Below are 21,178 nucleotides of genomic sequence, written 5' to 3' on the forward strand. Positions count from 1 at the left end.
CCCCTGATTGGCTGGTTCCACTGAGTTTTCCACACCTGTTCCCCCGTTCTTTCTAGAGAAGTTTACATGTTGCTTACAGAAAAGGCTTTCATTTTTCACTTATGTTGAATGTCACTTTTACAATTTATCAAATGATGTAACATCAGTCAATCATTTTTGTAAAAATGTATTTGTGCAATTGACAATATTGTTTGTTTGTTTATTTATTCATTTGTCATAAACACGGGTAGCCCATGTCGTTCCTTACGTAAAACTACGGAAATCTGCCCTTTCCATCCTTGTTAGATGATATTTTAACAAATGTAATGGCATAGCGAAGTGGATTTCAAATAAATCTCTGTTGTTTAAATGTTTGATTGATTGTGCATTTGTAAAGCGAAGGTTGCTATTTCAGCTAATCTATTATACATTTGATTTAAGATATTCCGGTCAATAGCGACTGGAAGAAACAACGAGACTGGTATGAAGTTGATCATTTGAGGTGAAATCAGATACATGACGAAAGAAAAAGTCACAATTCAAGATATTGCCGATGCACTGGGGATTTCCAGGAATACGGCCTCCAAGGCGTTGAACGGGAGCGAAAGCATTCCGGACGAGACGCGCAGCAAGGTTATCAGAAAAGCGATTGAACTGAAATACAAACAGTTTGCTTTCATGGAGACGGACAATCTGCTGACCAAAAACCCGGGAAATATCGCTCTTCTGACGGCAAATCTTCCGAGCACCTCCCATTTTGGCTCACGATTAATCAGCGGGCTTGAGAAACGAATCAGCGCGGAAGGCTATAATTTGTCCATTCATATTGTCCGGGATATCGATCGAAGCTCTCGGACGCTGCCTAACAATTTTGAATCATCCAAGGTCGATGGAATTATATGTATTGAGTTATTTGATATGGAATACACCAAGTTGCTCACAAGCCTTGGGCTTCCTACCGTATTTATCGATTGTGCCGCAGATATGTTTTACCCGGATCTGCAGGCGGATTTACTTCTGATGGAGAATGAACACAGCACCTGTCATATGACCAAGCGGCTCATTGAGCAGGGCAACACGAGCTTGGGATTTATCGGTGATATCCGTCATTGTAAGAGCTTCAATGAACGCTGGGCGGGATTTAATCGGGCTTTGACCGAGATGGGGATCCGGCTGGATCTGGAACAGTGTGTTCTAAACCCGGACCGTGAGTTTTTCTCCGAGTCCGACTGGATGGAGAAGCGGCTGAAACAGATGAAACAGATGCCGTCCGCTTTTGTATGCGCCAATGATTTTATTGCGGTCAATGTGATGAAAGCCTTGAAGAATAGCCATATCGCCATCCCCGGCGACATTGCCGTATGCGGCTTCGATAATGCGCCTGAATCGCGCATCGTTGAACCCCATTTATCAACGGTACATATCTATAGTGATGAAATGGGAATTACTGCGGCCAACATCCTGTTGTCCCGGGTGAAAGAACCGGCGTTACCCTATCAAGTCACCCATATCCAAACCAAGCCGATCTTCAGGGCATCGACCGAAGAAACAAACTAGGGGATCGCTGGAGGGCTGAAGCTCCACCATGGATTTCCTGCTGACCCACACACAAGAAAGACACTGATCGACATACTTGCACTGAAGGTCGGAACACGATGAAAGAAAGTTTTTCTTACGATAATGAGGGCATGCCTCTGATGTTTATCCTTTTATTGAAAAAAAGAACCGTTCTCCCGGTATTCGGGCAGAACGGTTCTTTCGGGTTGGGCTGGAGTGAGAGGCAGTTCATCCTCCCATTCTCCGTTAACGATTCAATAAGGCGATTCCATGGAATATCGCCCAAGTTTTCCTGCGCGAAGCTCCCGCAGGAAAATGCTTGAGGCTTTTTCCAGATCGACTCTTCCGCCGCTTACGATACAGCCGCGTTTTTTTCCGATCGCTTCCATGACCGCGACAATTTCATCCGGGTTATCCAGATCTGTGGGGCGCTCCTTAAGATCAAAGCGCTCGCTCATCGATTCCCAATAATAGTTGGAGAAATATTTGATCGCAAAAAAAGCAATATCCTCTACGTTCAATATTTCCTCTTTAATGGCGCCGGTGACCGCCAGGCGGTACCCTACATTCTGATCCTCGAACTTCGGCCACAGGATACCGGGTGTATCCAGCAATTCCATCTCACCGCCGGCAACCTTAATCCACTGCTGCCCTTTCGTGACACCCGGACGGTCTCCCGTCTCCGCGATGTTACGGCCGGCAAGCCGGTTAATCAGTGTGGATTTGCCTACATTCGGAATCCCCACGATCAACACCCTCATAGCTCGCGGGTTCATACCCTTGGCGATTTGTTTGTCGATCTTCTCTTTCAGCAGAAGCTTGATCTGGTTCGGAATATCCTTAACACCTGTCCCCGTGGATGCATCTACAGGGCAGGCGGTTAAGCCGTTTTCTTTGAAATGGGCTTGCCATTGTCTTGTTACCTCAGGATCTGCCAAATCAGCTTTGTTCATAATAATGAGCCGCGGCTTGCCCTGCAAAATCTCGTCAATCATCGGATTTCGGCTTGAGAGCGGAAGCCTCGCATCGATCAGTTCAATTACAGCATCGATCAGCTTCAGCTTCTCCTGAATTTGGCGGCGCGCTTTGGTCATATGTCCGGGAAACCATTGTATTGTCAAACGTCGTCACCTCTACTTTGCTCTGCGAACTTTCATCGTTTCTATAGCGCCCTGCGGCTGGCTAATGGTTGATGAGCCCTATGTCTTTAATCGGCCAGAAGATCAAGTCTGCTCGCCCGATAATATCCCCCAAAGGAACATATCCTATCATACGGCTGTCCGTGCTGTTGGAGCGGTTATCCCCCATCACAAACACATGGCCCTCTGGTACAACGCCGTCCTGAACGAACGAGTTCGGAAAGTCCGTGTTATTGTATAATCTGTTTTCAGCATGGGCTTGATCAATTGCTTCCTGTATGTAGGTTTCATGCACAGGCTCCCCGTTGACAAGCACTTTATCGCCTTCAACTTTAACCGTATCACCAGCAACTGCGATTACGCGTTTAATGAAATCCCTGCCCTCATCAGGAACATGGAACACGATAACTTCTCCACGCTCGGGTTTGCGGATATCATATAAAATCTCGTTGACGATCAGCTTCTGATTGGATACAAAGTTAGGTTCCATGGATGGACCCTGCACAATAAACGGTTTAAAGAGAAGCCAGCGAATGAGAACGACGAGAACCAGAGCAATGAGAAGAGCCTTCAGCCATTCTACAAGCTCGTTCTTAGCCTTTTTGGCCGGTTTCCCCACGTTGGTTTCAATGGCCTCCTGGTGTTGATCTTTCTCCATAACCCACCGTCCTTCCCTATGGATCGCTTTCGCATGATAACGATTTTTGGATATACAAAAGGGGCTTGTATATACGCACAAGCCCCTTTCTACCGCCTTGTAATTAACGACGAATTTCTTTAATTCTCGCTGCTTTACCGCGCAGTTCACGAAGATAATAAAGCTTCGCACGACGCACTTTACCACGGCGAGCCACTTCGATTTTATCGATTTTAGGCGAGTTGATTGGGAAAGTTCTTTCCACACCAACACCGTAAGAAATTTTACGAACGGTAAAAGTCTCACTGATTCCGCCACCGCGACGTTTAATTACTACACCTTCAAACAACTGGATACGCTCACGAGTTCCCTCGATAACCTTAACGTGTACTTTTAAAGTATCACCAGGACGAAAGCTCGGAATATCTTTACGAAGTTGTTCTTGAGTAATCGCTTGAACGATATTCATCTATGACTCCCTCCTCTCACACAGGTGTTCTTGCATCTTCCGGAAACTCTATGTATTTCCTTCATTATCCGCAGCGGACCACCGTATTCACAACAAAATAAATAATAACATATTTCGCAGTCCGAATCAAGTGTTTTATCTTTACACCCTCATGTATAAACCAGCATTTCCACCGAGCTTTCGTTCATAAAAAAACCACTTCCAGCATGCAATATCATGCCGGAAGCGGTTAGGCTGAACTTAATTTACGATTTCTTTCGAGTCGTGCAGGCCTTTGTGGCGCTTGCCATAGTATTCAAGAATGTCGTCTACCGTTTGGAATTGGACTTCTGTATTGTTTGTATCTTCTATTTTCGCTTCCTGTTGTTGTCGATGCTCTGTCATGACAAGATGCCTCCCCGTCTCTCAAGTGATTCTCCAGTTACATATTACCCACCAATGAAGGAGCTGTATCAGTCATTATTAAAAAAATGTCCCTGAAGTATACAATGCTGGGTTATGAGCCAATTCTAAAGATAGAAATTCTAGCAGCGGTTTGAGGGGCATTAATCGCTTTACTGACTGGCGATAAATTATAGAGCCCTACAGTGTTACCTGCACTTAGATTGATGACGGCTGACCCTGATACTTCGGCAGTAGTTGAATTCGAATTCATGTTCGCCGTACTGGTTGTATTCCCGTTAATAACGATTCCGAACGTGTTGGGGGCGGTTTGACCATTTTCAAGCGATATCTGCCAGTCAAAGTAGTAGAAACCCGCTGTCACGATAGTCAGCGTCGTTGTACCATTAAATGTTACCCCTTGAAGCGTGTTTGATGAAAAAGTAACAGGTGAGTTGGATGCTACATTCTGAGTCGTCCCATTACTGGCAAAAATCACACTGCCACCAGCAAGGGTAGTAGAGCCGGTTGGACCGGTCGGGCCTACCGGACCTGTCGCTCCTGTAGCTCCTGTTGTTCCTGTTGTCCCCCTTAGTCCTGTTACACCTACTGCACCGGTTGCTCCGGCTATCCCAGTTGCTCCTGTGACACCCGTTGGACCTGCAACTCCTGTTGGCCCAGTACCATCAGTTGCTCCTGCCGGACCTGTTGCACCAGTCGATCCTGTGCCCCCTATTGATCCGGTTGCGCCTGTTGCACCTGTAACACCTGTTGCTCCCGTTATTCCCGCAGCTCCGGTCGCTCCTGTGACTCCTGATGCTCCCGTTGCTCCTGTAGCTCCAGTTACACCCGTAACCCCCGTTGGTCCAGTACCGCCAGTTGCTCCTGCCGGACCTGTTGCACCAGTCGATCCTGTGCCTCCTATCGCTCCAGTTGCACCTGTGACACCTGCTGCTCCCGTTAGCCCTGTAACACCCGCTTCTCCGGTAGCCCCGGTAGCTCCCGTAACTCCCGTTGATCCTGTTGCTTCGGTCGCTCCTGTTGCACCAGTTGGACCTGTCACACCGCCTGGCCCTGTTCCTCCTGTCGCACCCATTACCCCAGACGGTCCGGTCGCTCCTATTATCCCGCCAGGGGCCCCGGGTGGTGGCCCTTCCGAACCTGTTGGTCCAGTTGCGCCATCCGCACCCGTCGGGCCTGTTGCTCCCGGCACGCCATCCAAACCTGTCGCTCCTGTATCACCTGCAGCACCTGTCGGGTCTTTTACGCCCATGGCTCCTGCCACACCTGCTGCACCTGTTGCTCCTGTGACACCTGTTGCTCCTATTGGTCCTGACGCTCCCGTTGCTCCGGTCACGCCCGGAAGACCATTTCCTTGCAAGCTTCCTGACGTTTCCTGGATCGCGAGTCCTTGAACACTTTCAGCGCTCGTCCTTGCAACAGATGGGAGAGATTGCAGGGCAGCATTTTGGACAGCCACTGGGATGTTTAATGTCGATACCCATCCTGAAAGAGCATTCGTATATTTAGTCAGTTGTTCATTCAAAAGCTCGGGCGAAGCTCCGTTCAGCAGCGAAGCTTGAATTCCATCCGCTGCTGCTTGCAGCCTACTTAATTGTGGTCCGGAACTCCCTAATCTAGCAGCCTGTCGGTTAAGTCCTTGGAGCACTTCTGCAAGCTGCTGGCGCGAGGCTGCCCCTGGATTCGCAGTTGCATTCATAAAATAAAAAGGCAGATTGTTCATTAAATTGACCAGCGGCACAGCATCCGCATTCGGAAACGCATTCTCCAGCCTAGATTTAATAACTTGTTGTGAAGCCGCGATATCCATACCGATCTCGCCGCCGACTCCGAGTCGTTCTCCATATGATTGAAACAACATCATGACTTCGTTCAATCTTGTTAAGATGCCTTCCAGGTTGTCTGCATTGGAAATCCTTGCAATTTGCTGTACGACATGGCTAAGCCCCCGCCGTTCTCGCAGCGAGAACCTCATTTCCGAGACCAGATCGTTAAGGCCCTGCAATTGTATTTTGATAAGCGTGAAATTCTCATTAACCGGCTGTTCCACAAATGCGCGCAACAGTGACGTTAATTGACGGATCAATGTAACGAATCGGGTGGCTTGGTTCCTTCCTACACGGATTCGTCCAGATGTAAGCCCTTGAATGACAGCCTTGCTGTCCCTACGTTTCCTTCTTTCTTGCCTCAATCGATTTCACCCCTTACGATCTCATACATCCGCAAGTGCCTATTTATCACACTATTCAGACCATATCGATTATGTTCTCGGGTACAAGGTTCAAAGGAGCATAATCTTATGTAACTTACCATCTCATTTGAAGAAATAAAAAAAGAACAGACCTGTGCTCACAGATCTGTTCTTAGATTGAGCAAAAAAGCTTATGAGGATCCCGCTCCTCGCTGTAGCTTGTCTAAATACGCTCGATCCTGTTTGGACAATTCCAGCTTGTCTAACAATTCCGGGCGACGCTCCCATGTCCGCTTAAGCGCTTGCTCCCGACGCCACACGTCGATATTCGCATGATGACCACTTAGCAGGATATCCGGCACTTTCCAGCCGCGAAACTCAGCAGGACGTGTATAGTGTGGATATTCAAGCAGACCTGTGCTGAATGAATCCGTCACCGCTGAGTTTTCATTGCCAAGTACACCCGGAAGTAATCGGACCACAGAATCGATGGCAACCATCGCCGGCAGCTCTCCACCGGTGAGCACATAATCTCCGATGGACAACTCATCGGTAACAAGAAACTCACGAATACGTTCATCATAACCTTCGTAATGCCCGCAGATAAACACCAGATGGTCTTCCTGTGATAATTCTTCCGCCTTCTTCTGCGTGAAAGTCTCTCCTTGCGGACACATCAGAATGACTCGCGGAGGCTTGGCTGTGCCGGAGACTTCCGCCGGAATCTCCCCGGCAGGATTAACCCCATCGCCATGATTCGCCATCTCATTCACATTGGAAGCAAGAATGTCCTCCACCGCAGCAAAAATCGGGTCCGGCTTTAACACCATTCCTCCGCCGCCGCCATATGGAGTATCATCGACCTGACCATGCTTGTTCCCGGCATACTGGCGGAAGTTGATGGCATTCAAGCTCACAATTTGTTTTTCGGCCGCTTTCCCCAGAATACTGGAATGAAACACACCATCGAACATCTCGGGGAACAGCGTCAGCACATCAATCCGCATGGACTATAACAACCCTTCCATGAGATGCACGCGGACAAGCTTCGCTTCCTTGTCTACATCAAGCACGACATCCGGTATGGCCGGAAGGAGAATTTCTTTTCCCTGAGGCGTTTTGACAACCCACACATCGTTAGCGCCCGGCGTCAAAATTTCGGAGATCGTGCCGAGCTCCTCAGCAGGGTCTTCATCGGTCATCACCTTGCAGCCAATAATCTCATGGAAGTAGTACTCGTTCTCCGGAAGCTCCTCTTGAAGATCCGCTGTAATCTTCAGCAGCGAGCCTTTATATTTCTCGGCATCATTGATGCCATGCAGCTCCTTGAATTTAAGGATGTACATGTTTTTATGAAAACGGGATGTATCCACCGTTACTTCAATCATGCTCCCCTTGTCCGGGACAATATACAACTGGCTTTTTGGAGCAAATCGCTGGTCGGCAAAATCCGTATGCGGCATGACTTTAACTTCCCCACGGATGCCGTGTGTATTCACGATTTTCCCTACAGTAAACAACTTTTCAGACATGGTCTTCCTCCTGCATCACTTAATGAACGTTCTCGCTGGTATGACCGGCTGATTTCTTCAGCATGTACGAAAAAGGGCTAGGACATGCATCCTAACCCCCTTTCGTATATTTTAAGAAATGATATCAACGGTCACCCGTTTATCCATTTTAATTGCCGCCGATGTTACGACTGTACGCAATGATTTGGCGATACGCCCTTGTTTGCCTATGACCTTCCCGACATCGTCAGGATGCACGTACAGCTCATATACAATCAAGTGCTCCTTCTCAACGGTCTTCACAGTCACATCTTCTGGATGATCCACTAAAGCCTTAGCAATAACGCGAACTAATTCTTCCATAGATAACCCTCGCGATCAGTCTTATTTCTGATGCTTCAGCTCATGAAATTTCTTCATTACGCCCGCTTTGCTAAGCAAGTTGCGAACCGTGTCAGATGCTTGCGCACCATTTTGAAGCCAGTTCAGTGCTTTCTCTTCATCGATCTTAACTTCAGCCGGTTGAGCAACCGGATTGTAATAACCGATTTCCTCGATAAAACGGCCATCACGCGGGGAACGGGAATCAGAAACCACCACGCGGTAGAAAGGAGCCTTGTGAGCACCCATGCGTTTCAGACGAATACGTACTGCCATTTGAAAATTCACCTCCTTCAAAAAATGTCCATTCGATATCACCGATACTTAACGGAACGGGAATTTCATGCCTTTTCCGCCGGTCAAGCCTTTCAGCTGCTTCATGGCCTTGTTCTTGCCGCCTTTAGGACCCATCATATCCGAGAACTGTTTCATCACGCGGCGCATTTCGTCAAACTGCTTGATAAGCCGATTCACTTCAGCCAGCGAGGTTCCGCTGCCCGCCGCAATCCGTTTACGACGGTTATGATTGATAATGTCAGGCTGCTGCTTCTCCGCTGTCGTCATGGAGTGAACAATAGCCTCAATGCGTCCCATCTGCTTCTCGTCCACCTTGAGATCCTTGGCTTGCTTCATCTTGCCCATGCCGGGAATCATATCCATCAGCTGATCCAGAGGACCGAGCTTCTTGACCTGATCCATCTGCTCGAGGAAATCCTCGAACGTAAATTCGGCATTACGCATTTTACGTTCCATTTCCTTGGCCTTGTCTGCATCAATGTTCGATTGTGCTTTCTCAATAAGAGACAGCATATCGCCCATGCCGAGGATCCGCGATGCCATCCGTTCCGGATGGAACGGTTCGAGCGCATCAATCTTCTCGCCAAGTGCGGCGAATTTGATCGGACATCCGGTAACGGCCTTAACCGAGAGGGCCGCACCGCCTCGGGTATCGCCGTCCAGCTTCGTCAGTACGACGCCCGTGAGCGTCAATTGCTGATTGAAGCTTTCCGCGACATTCACCGCATCCTGACCCGTCATCGCGTCAACGACAAGCAGGACTTCATCTGGATTCACTACGCTGTGAATCTGCTTTAACTCTTCCATCAGCTCTTCATCGACATGAAGACGGCCGGCGGTATCGATAATGACATAATCATGACCGTTATCTTTGGCATGCTGAAGGCCCTGTTTTGCGATTTCAACCGGGCTTGTCTTGTCTCCTAGCGAGAACACCGGTACGTTGATCTGACTCCCGAGCACTTCGAGCTGCTTGATCGCCGCTGGACGATAAATATCGCCGGCAACGAGCAGCGGTCGGCTGTTCTGCTTCTGAAGCAGCTTGGCCAGCTTACCCGAAGTCGTTGTCTTACCGGCACCTTGCAAACCGGCCATCATAATAACCGTTGGCGGCTTGTTGCTCTTCGCCAGTTTGGCTTGGCTTCCTCCCATCAACTCCGTCAGTTCTTTATTAACGATGTCAATGATCACCATGCCGGGCGTAAAGCTGTCCATCACTTCCTTGCCGATGGCCTTCTCTTTTACTTTGGATACGAAATCCTTAACCACTTTGAAGTTAACGTCGGCTTCGAGAAGCGCGAGTCGAACTTCACGCATGGCGGCTGTTACATCTTCCTCGGACACCTTGCCTTTACCACGAAGCTTGCTGAACACATTCTGTAGTCTGCTGGTCAATCCTTCAAACGCCATATCCGCCACCTCCGTTCATACTTAATCCCATACTTTTAATCGTTCAACCATATCGGTCATTACATTCTTATCATGTTCACCCAGGTCGCTACGCTCCACCATTACCCGAAACTTATCCAGCTCCCGGATGCGCGTTTCATGCTTGCTCAGAAGCCCCAACTTCTCTTCATAGGACTCGAGCACCTGTTCTGCGCGCTTAATATGCTCATAGACGGCCTGACGACTAATCTCAAATTCACCAGCGATTTCTCCAAGGGAAAAATCATCATGGAAATAATATTTCAAAAAGGTCTGCTGTTTCTCTGTCAGCAGCTGCTCATAGAAATCGAACAGCAAATTGATCCGGTTCGTCTTCTCGAGCCGATTCTCCTGACTCATTTAAGGGCACCCCCTCGTCAAGGAAAAACACTTTACAGTTCGCTTAACGAACCTTATCATACAAAAAACAAAGAAGGATGTCAAGCCATTTCCCTTGTCATCCTTCTTCATGAGCAGGAAGCCTTCTTCCTACCCGTTCAACCGATAGGAAGAAGGTATATCAGTATCGCAAAAAAGTGAAGAATCGAACCCGCCAGCACAAACAAATGCCAGATGGCATGATGGTAAGGAAACCCCCGCCATACATAGAATATGGTACCCAGCGTATACAGTAAGCCCCCAAGGACAAGCAAATTCATGCCTTGCGGCGCTACAACCGCCGTTAACGGATTCCAGGCAATGACAATCAGCCAGCCCATCGCAATATAGAATATCGTGGAGAGGAACAGAAACTTTTTGACGAAAAATGCTTTGAACACGACACCGAACAGCGCAACGCCCCATACGATCCCAAAGAGACTCCAGCCCAGCGATCCCCGGATGGCAACCAGCAGGAATGGCGTATACGTCCCTGCGATGAACAAGTAAATGGAAGAGTGATCCATAAACTCAAAGAAATCCTTGGCTTTCCCGTCTCTCAAACCGTGTACGAGCGTAGAGCTCAAATACAGCAGGAGCATCGTTGATCCGTAGATCGTGAAGCTCACCACATGCCAGGCAGTGCCTTTCAAACTTGAAAATACGATCAGGAGCACCAGCGCAGCAACGCTTAATACCGCTCCTATGCCATGCGTTATTGCATTCGCTATCTCTTCTCTGCGTGGATAAGTGTAAGTATTGGCCATAACAGGTATCCTTTCGCTTGAAATCTTATACTTCATTATACGCCCTGCGGGCATGGAAAATCAAAGCCGCCACCTGTATCAGCCCCTCTGCGATTGGAAGAATCGCTGGATGGCGCGGACGATTTGGCGGGAGGCGGTGCCGTCACCAAACGGATTATGGGCTCTGGCCATGCTGTGGTACGCTTCCTTATCCGTCAGCAGCCGCTCTATTCCTGCCTGAACCGCTTCACACTCCGTACCAACGCATTTTAGGGTGCCTGCTGTGACCCCTTCCGGGCGTTCGGTTTTATCCCTCAGCACCAGAACCGGCTTCCCCAGTGACGGCGCTTCCTCCTGTATGCCGCCGGAATCCGTCAAGACCAGATAGGAACGCTGCATGATATGATGGAGATCAACGACATCAAGCGGTTCGGTCAGGTGGATTCGCTCGTGCCCCTCAAGCTCTTGCGCGACCGCCTCTTGCAGTACGGGGTTCGGATGGACCGGATATATCACTTCAATGTCAGGGTGCTTCCGGATCACCCGCTTCACAGCCTCAAACACCCCTTTCATCGGTTCTCCCCAATTCTCCCGCCGATGCATGGTCATCAGTATTAAGCGGCTATCTTTCCGTAACTTGTTCTGTATCGGATGTTTAAAAGGAGCCTTTAGCGTCCACTTCATTGCATCGATTCCCGTGTTACCCGTTACATACACGTGAGCCGAACGATTCTCGGCTTTGAGATTTGCTGCCGACAGCGCCGTCGGGGCAAAATGCATATCCGCCACTCTGCCGATCCACTCGCGATTCATCTCCTCTGGAAACGGCGCGTATTTGTCATACGTCCGCAGCCCCGCTTCCACATGTCCCACCGGAACCTTCGCGTAATAAGCCGCCAAAGCACCAATGAACGCCGTTGTGGTATCTCCATGGACCAGTACCAGATCATATTTTCTCGCTTGGAATACCTTCTCCATCCCTTTTAGCAGGTCTGCGCTCAGAGTGTATAAGGATTGCCCTTCCCTCATGATATTTAGATCCGTTTGCGTCTGGATTTTAAAAAAACGAAGCACCTGGTCCAGCATCTCCCGGTGCTGGGCGGTTACGCATACGATTGGAGTTAATCCCGGGGCTGACTCCAATTCCTTGACCAGAGGTGCCATTTTGATCGCTTCCGGACGCGTTCCGAATATAGCAAGCACATTTTTCTGATTCACGAACATTCACTCCCCCTCGTTTTATATGAAAAGATAGATCTGAAACCTCATATCTTAAGCATTATATGGAAAGTTGATAGATTCGTTCCGGTCATGAGTTAGCTTGTAGAAATCAACCATTTTTCAGCGATTCGGCTTATTCGTCCAATTCTATGAAGCTAGCAATGCATATATTATCCCGAGTACAAAGAAAGGAGGAAACCTCTTGGCTGTCATCATTTATCCGAGAACGATGAACTGGTCGTATATGAAACAGAGACCGCAGCAGCTTATGGCTCAATTGGGCGCGCTTGGTCATCAGGTTTTCTTCGAAAACCTGGCACCGCTGGATAAAGAGTTCAAAGAAATTGAACCGAATGTGTTCCTGTTCACAGATACCAAAACCTTTTTGCACAAAAAGCTGCCTGCCCTTCGCAAAGAACATCCGATTGTCGTCTGGACGACCTGGTCTAAGCTCCGTACGCGCATTTCCACACTCTTCAAACCCGACGTCACCATCTACGACTGCTGTGATGAATTTCCGCATTGGGCAAAATATGAACCTAAAATGATTGATGAAGCGGACCATGTCGTATGTACCGCAGAGGTGATTCACACCCGGTTATCCCTGGCATATCCGGATAAACCGCTTACCCTGATCCCGAATGGCGCAGACTCTTCATTTTTCCATATTCCATTCAGTGAAAGACCCACCGATCTCCCTCCGGGTCCTGTTGTCGCTTATATCGGCGCCTGGGCTTATTGGGTAGATCATGAGCTGTTCGCTAAGGCGGCCCTTCGTTTTCCAAACGTCCAATTCGTTTCCATTGGAGCTCCTTACGGCAGCTCCGGCGATTATTCGAAGCTCCCCAATGTGCATATACTCGGTGAAAAGCCGCACCAGGAGCTCAAGCGTTATCTGACTCATATAGACGTTGCATTGATCCCCTTCCAATACCATCCGATTACGCTGGCAACCAATCCAGTCAAAGCATACGAGTATCTGGCATCCGGTGTCCGGGTATTGTCGACGGCTCTGCCAGAATGCATCGCCATGGAGCCGCATGTTACTACAGCGACCACCCATGATGATTTCTTGGGCAAGCTGTCCTCCATGCTCTATCACCCGGACACGGAAGAGCATAAACTGGCCCGCATTGCCTACGCCAGAGAGAATCGCTGGGTTGAACGCGGATTGAAAGCCGATCAAGTGATCCGCCAGGCCATCCAGGACAAAGGCATGAACACCCATTGAAACCTTATGCCAGAATCCGTACACAGCCATTCGGCTACAGGGCCATCGATACGTCAGCCTATCGTGAACAAATTATTCAGGAAGTCTCACAAATAGATCGTGAGTGGATTCTATGGAGCGGTAACTTGTCTCTTTCCCATAAAAGCGCACAGCATTCCATTCCGATGCCACACCAAATTCCAGATCGTATTGTCTGTATATGCATGAACGGTGCCCCTCTTTATTGGAGAAAAACCTGGCTTCTTGCTGCTCTCACCCGCTGGGATAACAGGCTTCCGGCTGCTAAATTTCTGCCTTACGATCTGCTGCCCGCCGATCCAAGCCTTACGATGCATCTGGACCCAACGCAAAATCCTCCGTATCAAAAGGATCTGGAGTATATTCTCCCTATTCTGTCCGCAACAAGGATGCGAGAGAATACCACCAGTTCCAAAGGGGCTTCATTCCCTGAATTTCCTCCGCAGCCTGCCGTCTCCATTCTGATGAGCATTCATAATATGAAGGACACTTTAGGCTGGAGCATCCGTTCCGTCTTGGCACAATCAAGCGATAACTGGGAGCTGCTAATAGGCGATGACGGCTCGGAGGACGACAGTCTGGAGGAGGCTTGCGCTTATCTTGACAGCAGAATTCGAGTCCTGTCCCAATCGCGTAACCGCGGTAAGGCGATCATGATGAATCGGCTGCTTTTTGAAGCAAAGGGTCGATATATTCTGGAATTGGATGGAGATGACTGGCTGGCACCGGATGCGGTCGCGCTCCTGTCCGACGCGCTTGACCAGAATCCGGACGGCAGGATGGCCACGGGGCGGTATGGATGCTGGGAACGAACACGGCAGCTCGGTCCTCTATGGAGAAGAAACGTTGATTCGGGCAAGCTTTATTCGTCCTGGTCTACTTCCTTAAATCGAACGACTCAACATGGCCACCCGCTAGTCCCTCGAATGTATCGCAAGTCATCCCTAATCGCCATTGGCGGCTGGTGGAATCGGGAGGATCGTCTCGGGCGTATCTTCGAAGATATCGATGTCACCGCCAGGCTTCTTACGCACAGCTCACCGGTTCAGGTCGATGCCGTCATGTATCATCGCGTCCTTTATGGCAGCAGTACCAGTCAACGTAACCGCAGCCTCTTCGAAGCCTGGTGTCAGCAAACACGCAAGAGCTAGACAACGCTTGAAAAGGAGGTGATACGTAAATGCATATTGCCGCTTCCGGGTACTATGGAATGGGAAACTTCGGTGATGATTTATTTCTTCACACCCTTCGCCAGGTATTCCACGATCATCATGTCTATCCTTGGAACTCCCGATTGGATCCCCGTCAGACGGATGCCTTCATCATCGGTGGTGGCGATTTAATTACACCCTACTCATTCAATTCGTATTACTTTCCTCCGCAGCTCAAAGGACAGCCTACCTGGGTCTACGGCGTCGGCATCGTGGACGCCTACCCGGAACACACCTGGCCTGAGGAGCAGGTATCCGCCTACCGGGAGATGATCTCCAAGGCAAACCGCGCGGTGTTCCGGGATGAACGATCGTCGGCCATCGCCAGGCGGGCTGGCTTCCACCGAAATGTTGAAACCGCCCCTGATATGGTATTCGGTTACCGTCAGCCCGATATCCCGGTAAAACGATTCTCGAAGCGCCCAACGGTTGGCGTTGTTGTGTTTTCCTATGAATCGTTCCCAATGGAGAACATGACCAAACTGCTGGGACATCTTATCGCCAAAGGCTATCATGCCGTCCTTATTCCGGTTATTCATCATCCGGGCAACGCGTACTCCGATTACAACACATGTCTGCAATTGCAGCAGAAGGTAAGGGAGCTAACCCCGGGCGCTTCCATTGAAACACTGCCGTTTCTCATGGATATCGAGCTCACCTACAGCTTCATACAATCCGTGGACTATCTGATATCTTTCAAGCTTCACCCGACGCTAGCCGCTTTACGCGGCGGCAAGCCTGTACTGGCGCTTAGCACCATGAGCAAAGTGCATAGCCTGCTGAGCTCTTTTGATCTCGGTCAGTACTTTACGGATTATCGTCAGCCGCTTGATGTGCTGGTCGATAAAACCGAAACCTTCCTTAAATACGGCCCTGGTCATGTGCAGCGAATTATGCCCATGATCCGCGCAGCGGAGGAAGAAAGCACCGCTTCGCTTCTGGATTTAAAGAACCATATCGAGGAGCACAACCGTTGGTAATACAGAAAGGAGAATGACTATGTGTTGCTTCCTGTTCTGCAGAAGACTTGCCGGCAAAGTCAAGATGTTAACACGGCAGGTCGAACTTCTAAGCCAGGAAACCAGTCAATTAACCGAACGGGTAGAGTCACTGGAGAGTCAGGTCCTCACGGGTTTAACAATTATTCCGGAGCTGATTCAATACTTCGAAGTTCGTACCGGTCAACAAGTACGGGTGAGCACAACGTTTGTCACTTTGGAAGGGGTCGTTTTGGCTACCGCCGAAGATGGTGTTCAGCTCCGTGAAGCATCAGGTGACCTTGTGCTGATTCCATTCGCCAGTATTACATCCGTTCAGTAATTTCTTCAGATGATACGGAATGTCAGCTTCAAACTTTCATTACGGCAAGGAGGTTAACCGATATGCGCTACGTGGATTGGCTGCAAGGATTTATCGGCTCGGAAACCGAAGTAACGGTGTCGGGAGATGTGATCATCGGCACGCTGACCGAAGTGGGCGAGGGAACCATCACCTTAAAGGTACCGCCCATCATCTATGGTCCTCCTACAGATACTGCCATCATCCCGCTTCGTTCGATTGAGTTCGTTCGAATCGTCTCTTCCTAAAAATGCATGTGCCCGTAGATTAAAAACCGAACATGGAAAAGGACCGAAAGTATAACTTTCGGTCCTTTTGTATACATAGCGACTAGACAAGTGCCTAGCCTTGTTGTTCTGCGGCATTCTCTTCTTCTTTAATCAAACCCGCAAAGAGGGCATGAACGAACTGCTCCGAATCAAAGGTCTGGAGGTCGCCCATTTTCTCTCCCAAGCCTACCAGCTTCACCGGAAGATTCAACTCCTGCCGAATCGCGATCACGATGCCGCCCTTAGCCGTGCCATCCAGCTTGGTTAATACGAGGCCGGTCACGCCGCTCTTCTCCCCGAACAGCTTCGCCTGGCTCAGCGCATTCTGTCCTGTCGTCGCATCAAGGACCATCAGTACCTCATGCGGAGCACTCGGGATTTCGCGTTGAATCACGCGGAAGATTTTATTCAACTCTTCCATCAGATTCGTTTTGTTCTGAAGGCGTCCCGCCGTATCGCAGAGCAGAACATCCGCTTGCCGCTGCTTGGCTGCTTGAACCGCATCGAACATAACAGCTGCCGGGTCTGAGCCGGGCTGCTGTTTAATGACTTCAACGCCAACCCGTTCTCCCCATACCTCCAGCTGTTCAATCGCACCTGCACGGAATGTATCTCCAGCCGCGAGCAAAACCTTCTTACCCTCCTGCTTGTAACGATGCGCCAGCTTACCAATCGTGGTGGTTTTGCCGACTCCGTTAACGCCGACAAACAGAATGACCGTAATTCCATCCGGATTCTCCCTCAGTTCATTGCTGCTGTCATCACGAAGGAGTCCCATCAGCTTCTCGGACAAGACCGGTTGCAGATCGGCAGCGTCCTCAATCCGCCGTTTCTTCACTTCGGCACGAAGATCGTCCATCAGATCCATCACCGTATTGACGCCGACGTCAGCGCCAATCAGAATCTCTTCCAATTCCTCGTAAAATTCTTCATCGATCTTTTTCCGGCGAATTACCAGGTCCGACACTTTCTCGATAAATCCCTTCCGAGTTTTCTCGAGTCCGTCCCGGAACTGTTTTGTTACGTTTTCCGTTTTGCTGGAAATGCTCTCTTTTAACTTCTTAAAAAAGCTCATACGTACCCTCCATGTCGTTATGTTAAATTAGGCAATCTCCGCTTCCTCATTCTCAAGCTTGACGGACACCAGCTTCGACACGCCGCCTTCTTCCATCGTGACGCCGTACAGAACGTCCGCCTCTTCCATCGTTCCTTTGCGGTGGGTAACCACGATAAACTGCGTTTGCTCCGAGAACTCCCGCAGATACTGGGCAAACCGGACCACATTCGCTTCATCAAGCGCCGCTTCGACCTCATCCAGTACACAGAACGGAACCGGCTTCACCTGCAGAATGGCAAACAACAGCGCCATAGCGGTTAATGCACGCTCACCACCGGAGAGCAGCTGCAGATTCTGCAGCTTCTTGCCAGGAGGCTGCGCAACGATATCGATCCCCGTTTCAAGCAATCGATCGGGATCGATCAGGACCAGGTCGGCACGTCCACCTCCGAACAACTTCGTAAATACCGTGCCGAACTCGCGCCGGATCGCATCGAACGTCAGCTTGAAACGCTTGGACATTTCATCGTCCATTTCCTTAATGACCTGGTACAGGGTTGTCTTCGCTTCAACCAGATCTGCCTTTTGCTCACTTAAGAACAGGTATCTCTCATTAACGCGCTGATACTCTTCGATGGCCCCAAGATTGACATCTCCCAGGGAAGTTATCGACCTCTTCAAGTCACGCACTTCGTTCTGAGCGGCAGTGATGTCTTCCGGAATCGGATACCGCTGCTTGGCAAGCTCATAACTCAGCTCGTAGTCCTCGCTTAATTTCTTCAATATATTCTCAAGCTCAACATCGAGCCGGTTTACCCCAATCTCGGTCTGGCGAAGCTGATCATCCACGGCCCGCAGCTGGGTGCGCTGTTCCTTGGTTTCGCTCTCTTCCAGCTCCAGCTTCCGGCTAAGCGCGGTGCGTGCAGCCCGCTTGAATTCCAGCTGCTGCGTAGCCTCTTCCTTCTTCAGCTTATACTGGTTCAGATCCTCGATCTGCTTCACGCTTTCGCTTTCGTTCTGATTCAGGTCGGCTTGAACGGAGGCCAGCATCGTGCGGTTCTGTTTCTGCTCCTTCTCGTGGTTGTCGACATCCGACTGAAGGCGCTTGAGCTGTTCCTCCAGCGAGAAGGTTTCCTGATCCAGCTTTCCTTCGCGAACCTTGAGGTTTGTCAGCTGACTCTGAAGCTCTTCCTTCGCCGACTCATTTGCTTTACGGGCAAATTCTGCTGCTTGAATCGCCAGATGGGTTGATTTCTCTTCCTCCTCCAGCTCAGACAACAGCTTCTGCGCGCGTTCACGGCTTGCCTGAATCTCTTTGGCTTCCTTCTCTTGACTGCTCTTCTCTTCGCCTGCCAGCTCGGCTTGCTCGAGGACGTGGCGCAGCTCATGCTCAAGCTGCTTGCGGTCCCCTGCAGCCTGCTGTTCCTCGATTCGCTTGTCGTCTCCGGCTTTACGAAGCTCGTCCAGCTTATCCTGAGATTCGATCATTTGATTCCGGACGCCTTCAATGCCCTGCTGCAGCTTCTCCAGCTGCTTCTCGGTCTCCGTGATTTCCTGATCCAGCTGCTCCAGCTGACGCTTGCGTCCCAGCAGGCTGTTCGTTTTCTTGTGCTGACTGCCGCCTGTCATGGATCCGCCTGCATTGACCACGTCGCCTTCGAGTGTGACTACACGGAAGCGATAGGAGAATCTTGCAGCAATCTTGTTCGCTTGCTCCAAGGTCTCGGCGATCACGACATTGCCCAGAAGGCTGCCGACGATGTTGCTGTATCTTGAATCATACTTCACCAGCTCGGAGCCAAAGCCTACAAACCCGGCTTCCCCTTCTGCCAAGTGCCGATCCGAAGCGGATACATTCCGTGGACGAATGACGTCCAAAGGCAGGAAGGTTGCCCGTCCTAACTGGCGCTGCTTCAGGAAGGCAATCGCCTGCCTGGATACGGATTCGTTCTCCATGACGATATGCTGAACCGATGCGCCAAGGGCTGTCTCCATCGCAAGCTCCAGCTTTTCCGGTACACGAATCAGCTCGGCCACCGCACCATGGACTCCGTGGAGCACGGATTTGCGGGAAGCCTTCAGTACTTCCTTAACACCCAGCATAAATCCGTCAAAATCGTCCTGAAGCTCTTTCATGGTATCGCGGCGGGAAATTTGCGCCTCCCGCTTCTGCTCCCATTTCCGAAGCGCTCCCTGCGTCTCTTCCTGCAATTTCTGCAGGGATTGATATCGCTCACTCTCGCTGATATAACCGCTGCGGAGGTCTGCAATCTCTTTACCGAAGCGTTCAATACTTCGATCGATGCTATCTTTGCGGCGGAGCAAATCCTCTTTCAGGGCTTCCCATTTACCGGACTCCTCTTGCGCCCGATTCATCCGCCGATCCAGCGCTTCCTGCTGCTGGTCGGCGTAACGGATTTCATTCCGGGCTTGAGCCATTTGGTTCATAAGCTCCAGCAAATTCCCCTTCAAGCTCTCTTCCTGCTGCTGGCTGATTCCGCCGGTTACGCCCACCAGCTTCGCTTCTTCCGCTGACAGCTGGTCCCGCACTTGGGTTAATTCCTGCTGTAGCTCCTGCAGCTTGCTCTTCATGCTCGCAAGCTCGCCTACGCGCGCTCCAAGTCGTTGATCGCCTGATTGCAAACTTTCTTCCAGCTGCTCGCGCGTACGCTCCAGGTTGCGGCGGCGTTCCTTGAGCACCTCGCCATAGCCTTCGCTCTTCTCGAACAGCTCACTGAATTGAAGCAGCTGGCTCTGCAGATCCTCAACTTCCTGCTCCAGCTGGCGCAGCGCTGATCTGTCACTCTCCAGCTTGGCATCGTGCGCGGATACAACGGTGGACAGCGCGAGCTGCTCTTCCTTCAGCTGTTCAAGCTTGGCATTGGCCTCGCTCCATGAGGTATGTATCTGTTCGATCTGATACACATACAGCGAGATTTCCTTGTGCTTCAGCTTCTCCCGAAGCTCCTTGTAGCGAATGGCCTTCTCGGACTGCTCTTTGAGTGGTCCGATCTGATCCTCAAGCTCTGTGACCAAGTCGTGGATACGGAGCAGATTTTGCTCCGTTTCATCCAGCTTGCGTACAGACTCTTTTTTACGAGATTTATATTTAACGATCCCGGATGCTTCCTCAAAAATCCCCCGGCGATCTTCTGAACGCGTGCTCAAAATTTCCTCGATGCGGCCTTGTCCGATGATGGAATAAGCTTCTTTACCAATTCCGGTATCCATGAACAGCTCCGTAATATCCTTGAGTCGGCATGATTGCCTATTAATGAAATACTCGCTGTCCCCGCTGCGGTGCACCCTCCTAGTTACGGTCACCTCATTAAAATCCAGCGGTAGTACATGATCCTCATTATCCAGCGTAAGGGAAACCTCTCCATAATTAACCGCTTTACGCGCATCGCTTCCGGCAAAGATAATGTCCTCCATCTTGCCGCCGCGAAGCGATTTGGCGCTCTGCTCGCCAAGCACCCAGCGGATCCCATCGGAAATGTTGCTCTTGCCGCTGCCATTCGGACCTACAACGGCTGTAATTCCCCGGACAAATTCCATCTCCGTCTTGTCGGCAAACGATTTAAATCCTGCTAACTCGATCCGTTTCAAAAACATATTCGACCTATCACCTCTCCTGCTATTGTACCATAAGTAGAATCGGCTTCACCGCCGTCTTTGGACGAGGTCCATCAACGTTATAAGCAGCTGTCCCTTGATC

General features: G+C 50.1%; 21 protein-coding genes. 6 read left to right on the forward strand and 15 right to left on the reverse strand.

All coding sequences use genetic code 11. The annotated features are described in order from the left end of the window. Positions 1–495 precede the first annotated feature (495 nt). Positions 496–1,536, forward strand: coding sequence for a LacI family DNA-binding transcriptional regulator (locus tag ACQKPA_RS02355; RefSeq protein WP_427489048.1), 1,041 nt, complete (start codon positions 496–498; stop codon positions 1,534–1,536). A 254-nt stretch (positions 1,537–1,790) separates the two neighbouring features. On the opposite strand, the gene ylqF is transcribed toward ACQKPA_RS02355, so the two are convergent. From ylqF to wecB, 13 genes are all read right to left on the reverse strand, one after another. Next, complete coding sequence (ylqF, locus tag ACQKPA_RS02360) at positions 1,791–2,657, reverse strand: ribosome biogenesis GTPase YlqF (protein WP_427489050.1); 867 nt, start codon at positions 2,655–2,657, stop codon at positions 1,791–1,793. Positions 2,658–2,718: 61 nt separating this feature from the next. Then, positions 2,719–3,333 carry a signal peptidase I gene (gene lepB / locus ACQKPA_RS02365; protein ID WP_427489052.1) on the reverse strand — a complete coding sequence of 205 codons (615 nt, stop codon included), beginning with the start codon at positions 3,331–3,333 and terminating at the stop codon, positions 2,719–2,721. Between the two features lie 103 nt (positions 3,334–3,436). Then, positions 3,437–3,781, reverse strand: coding sequence for a 50S ribosomal protein L19 (gene rplS / locus ACQKPA_RS02370; protein WP_015736355.1), 345 nt, complete (start codon positions 3,779–3,781; stop codon positions 3,437–3,439). A gap of 240 nt (positions 3,782–4,021) precedes the next feature. Next, a complete protein-coding gene (locus ACQKPA_RS02375; RefSeq protein WP_427489054.1) occupies positions 4,022–4,165 on the reverse strand; it encodes a hypothetical protein in 144 nt (47 codons plus the stop codon). 112 nt (positions 4,166–4,277) lie between these two features. Beyond that, complete coding sequence (locus ACQKPA_RS02380; protein WP_427489056.1) at positions 4,278–6,374, reverse strand: collagen-like repeat preface domain-containing protein; 2,097 nt, start codon at positions 6,372–6,374, stop codon at positions 4,278–4,280. 191 nt (positions 6,375–6,565) lie between these two features. Then, positions 6,566–7,381, reverse strand: coding sequence for a tRNA (guanosine(37)-N1)-methyltransferase TrmD (gene trmD, locus ACQKPA_RS02385; protein WP_427489058.1), 816 nt, complete (start codon positions 7,379–7,381; stop codon positions 6,566–6,568). Positions 7,382–7,384: 3 nt separating this feature from the next. Further along, entirely contained in the window at positions 7,385–7,906 is a 522-nt protein-coding gene (gene rimM / locus ACQKPA_RS02390; RefSeq protein ID WP_427489060.1) for a ribosome maturation factor RimM, read from the reverse strand. A gap of 111 nt (positions 7,907–8,017) precedes the next feature. Beyond that, the gene (locus ACQKPA_RS02395) at positions 8,018–8,248 is read right to left on the reverse strand and encodes a KH domain-containing protein (RefSeq protein ID WP_427489062.1); all 231 of its coding nucleotides are present in this window, start codon (positions 8,246–8,248) and stop codon (positions 8,018–8,020) included. A gap of 21 nt (positions 8,249–8,269) precedes the next feature. After that, positions 8,270–8,542, reverse strand: coding sequence for a 30S ribosomal protein S16 (gene rpsP, locus ACQKPA_RS02400; RefSeq protein WP_006211361.1), 273 nt, complete (start codon positions 8,540–8,542; stop codon positions 8,270–8,272). Between the two features lie 48 nt (positions 8,543–8,590). Then, positions 8,591–9,973, reverse strand: coding sequence for a signal recognition particle protein (gene ffh / locus ACQKPA_RS02405; RefSeq protein WP_071220054.1), 1,383 nt, complete (start codon positions 9,971–9,973; stop codon positions 8,591–8,593). 21 nt (positions 9,974–9,994) lie between these two features. After that, the gene (locus ACQKPA_RS02410) at positions 9,995–10,351 is read right to left on the reverse strand and encodes a putative DNA-binding protein (RefSeq protein ID WP_071220053.1); all 357 of its coding nucleotides are present in this window, start codon (positions 10,349–10,351) and stop codon (positions 9,995–9,997) included. 137 nt (positions 10,352–10,488) lie between these two features. Beyond that, positions 10,489–11,136 carry a PAQR family membrane homeostasis protein TrhA gene (gene trhA / locus ACQKPA_RS02415; RefSeq protein ID WP_427489065.1) on the reverse strand — a complete coding sequence of 216 codons (648 nt, stop codon included), beginning with the start codon at positions 11,134–11,136 and terminating at the stop codon, positions 10,489–10,491. 78 nt (positions 11,137–11,214) lie between these two features. Next, positions 11,215–12,333, reverse strand: coding sequence for a non-hydrolyzing UDP-N-acetylglucosamine 2-epimerase (gene wecB / locus ACQKPA_RS02420; protein WP_427489067.1), 1,119 nt, complete (start codon positions 12,331–12,333; stop codon positions 11,215–11,217). A 205-nt stretch (positions 12,334–12,538) separates the two neighbouring features. On the opposite strand from wecB, the gene ACQKPA_RS02425 reads away from it, so the two are divergent. The 5 genes from ACQKPA_RS02425 to ACQKPA_RS02445 all read left to right on the forward strand — a co-directional run bounded on the left by ACQKPA_RS02425 (position 12,539) and on the right by ACQKPA_RS02445 (position 16,382). Further along, positions 12,539–13,567: a glycosyl transferase family 1 gene (locus ACQKPA_RS02425; RefSeq protein ID WP_427489069.1), complete on the forward strand. Its 1,029-nt coding sequence runs from the start codon at positions 12,539–12,541 to the stop codon at positions 13,565–13,567. After that, positions 13,564–14,736: a glycosyltransferase family 2 protein gene (locus tag ACQKPA_RS02430; protein WP_427489071.1), complete on the forward strand. Its 1,173-nt coding sequence runs from the start codon at positions 13,564–13,566 to the stop codon at positions 14,734–14,736. The genes ACQKPA_RS02425 and ACQKPA_RS02430 overlap by 4 nt, the downstream gene beginning before the upstream one ends. A 29-nt stretch (positions 14,737–14,765) precedes the next feature. Beyond that, entirely contained in the window at positions 14,766–15,776 is a 1,011-nt protein-coding gene (locus ACQKPA_RS02435) for a polysaccharide pyruvyl transferase family protein (protein ID WP_427489073.1), read from the forward strand. Between the two features lie 19 nt (positions 15,777–15,795). After that, on the forward strand, positions 15,796–16,116 hold the full coding sequence (locus ACQKPA_RS02440; protein WP_427489075.1) for a hypothetical protein: 321 nt from the start codon (positions 15,796–15,798) through the stop codon (positions 16,114–16,116). A gap of 62 nt (positions 16,117–16,178) precedes the next feature. Beyond that, on the forward strand, positions 16,179–16,382 hold the full coding sequence (locus tag ACQKPA_RS02445; protein ID WP_071220047.1) for a hypothetical protein: 204 nt from the start codon (positions 16,179–16,181) through the stop codon (positions 16,380–16,382). Between the two features lie 94 nt (positions 16,383–16,476). On the opposite strand, the gene ftsY is transcribed toward ACQKPA_RS02445, so the two are convergent. Beyond that, positions 16,477–17,478: a signal recognition particle-docking protein FtsY gene (ftsY, locus tag ACQKPA_RS02450; protein ID WP_071220046.1), complete on the reverse strand. Its 1,002-nt coding sequence runs from the start codon at positions 17,476–17,478 to the stop codon at positions 16,477–16,479. A 27-nt stretch (positions 17,479–17,505) separates the two neighbouring features. Then, complete coding sequence (gene smc, locus ACQKPA_RS02455; RefSeq protein WP_220684575.1) at positions 17,506–21,075, reverse strand: chromosome segregation protein SMC; 3,570 nt, start codon at positions 21,073–21,075, stop codon at positions 17,506–17,508. Positions 21,076–21,178: the final 103 nt, after the last annotated feature.

It is taken from the genome of Paenibacillus sp. NPDC093718, assembly GCF_050279985.1.
Classification (GTDB): domain Bacteria; phylum Bacillota; class Bacilli; order Paenibacillales; family Paenibacillaceae; genus Paenibacillus_AQ.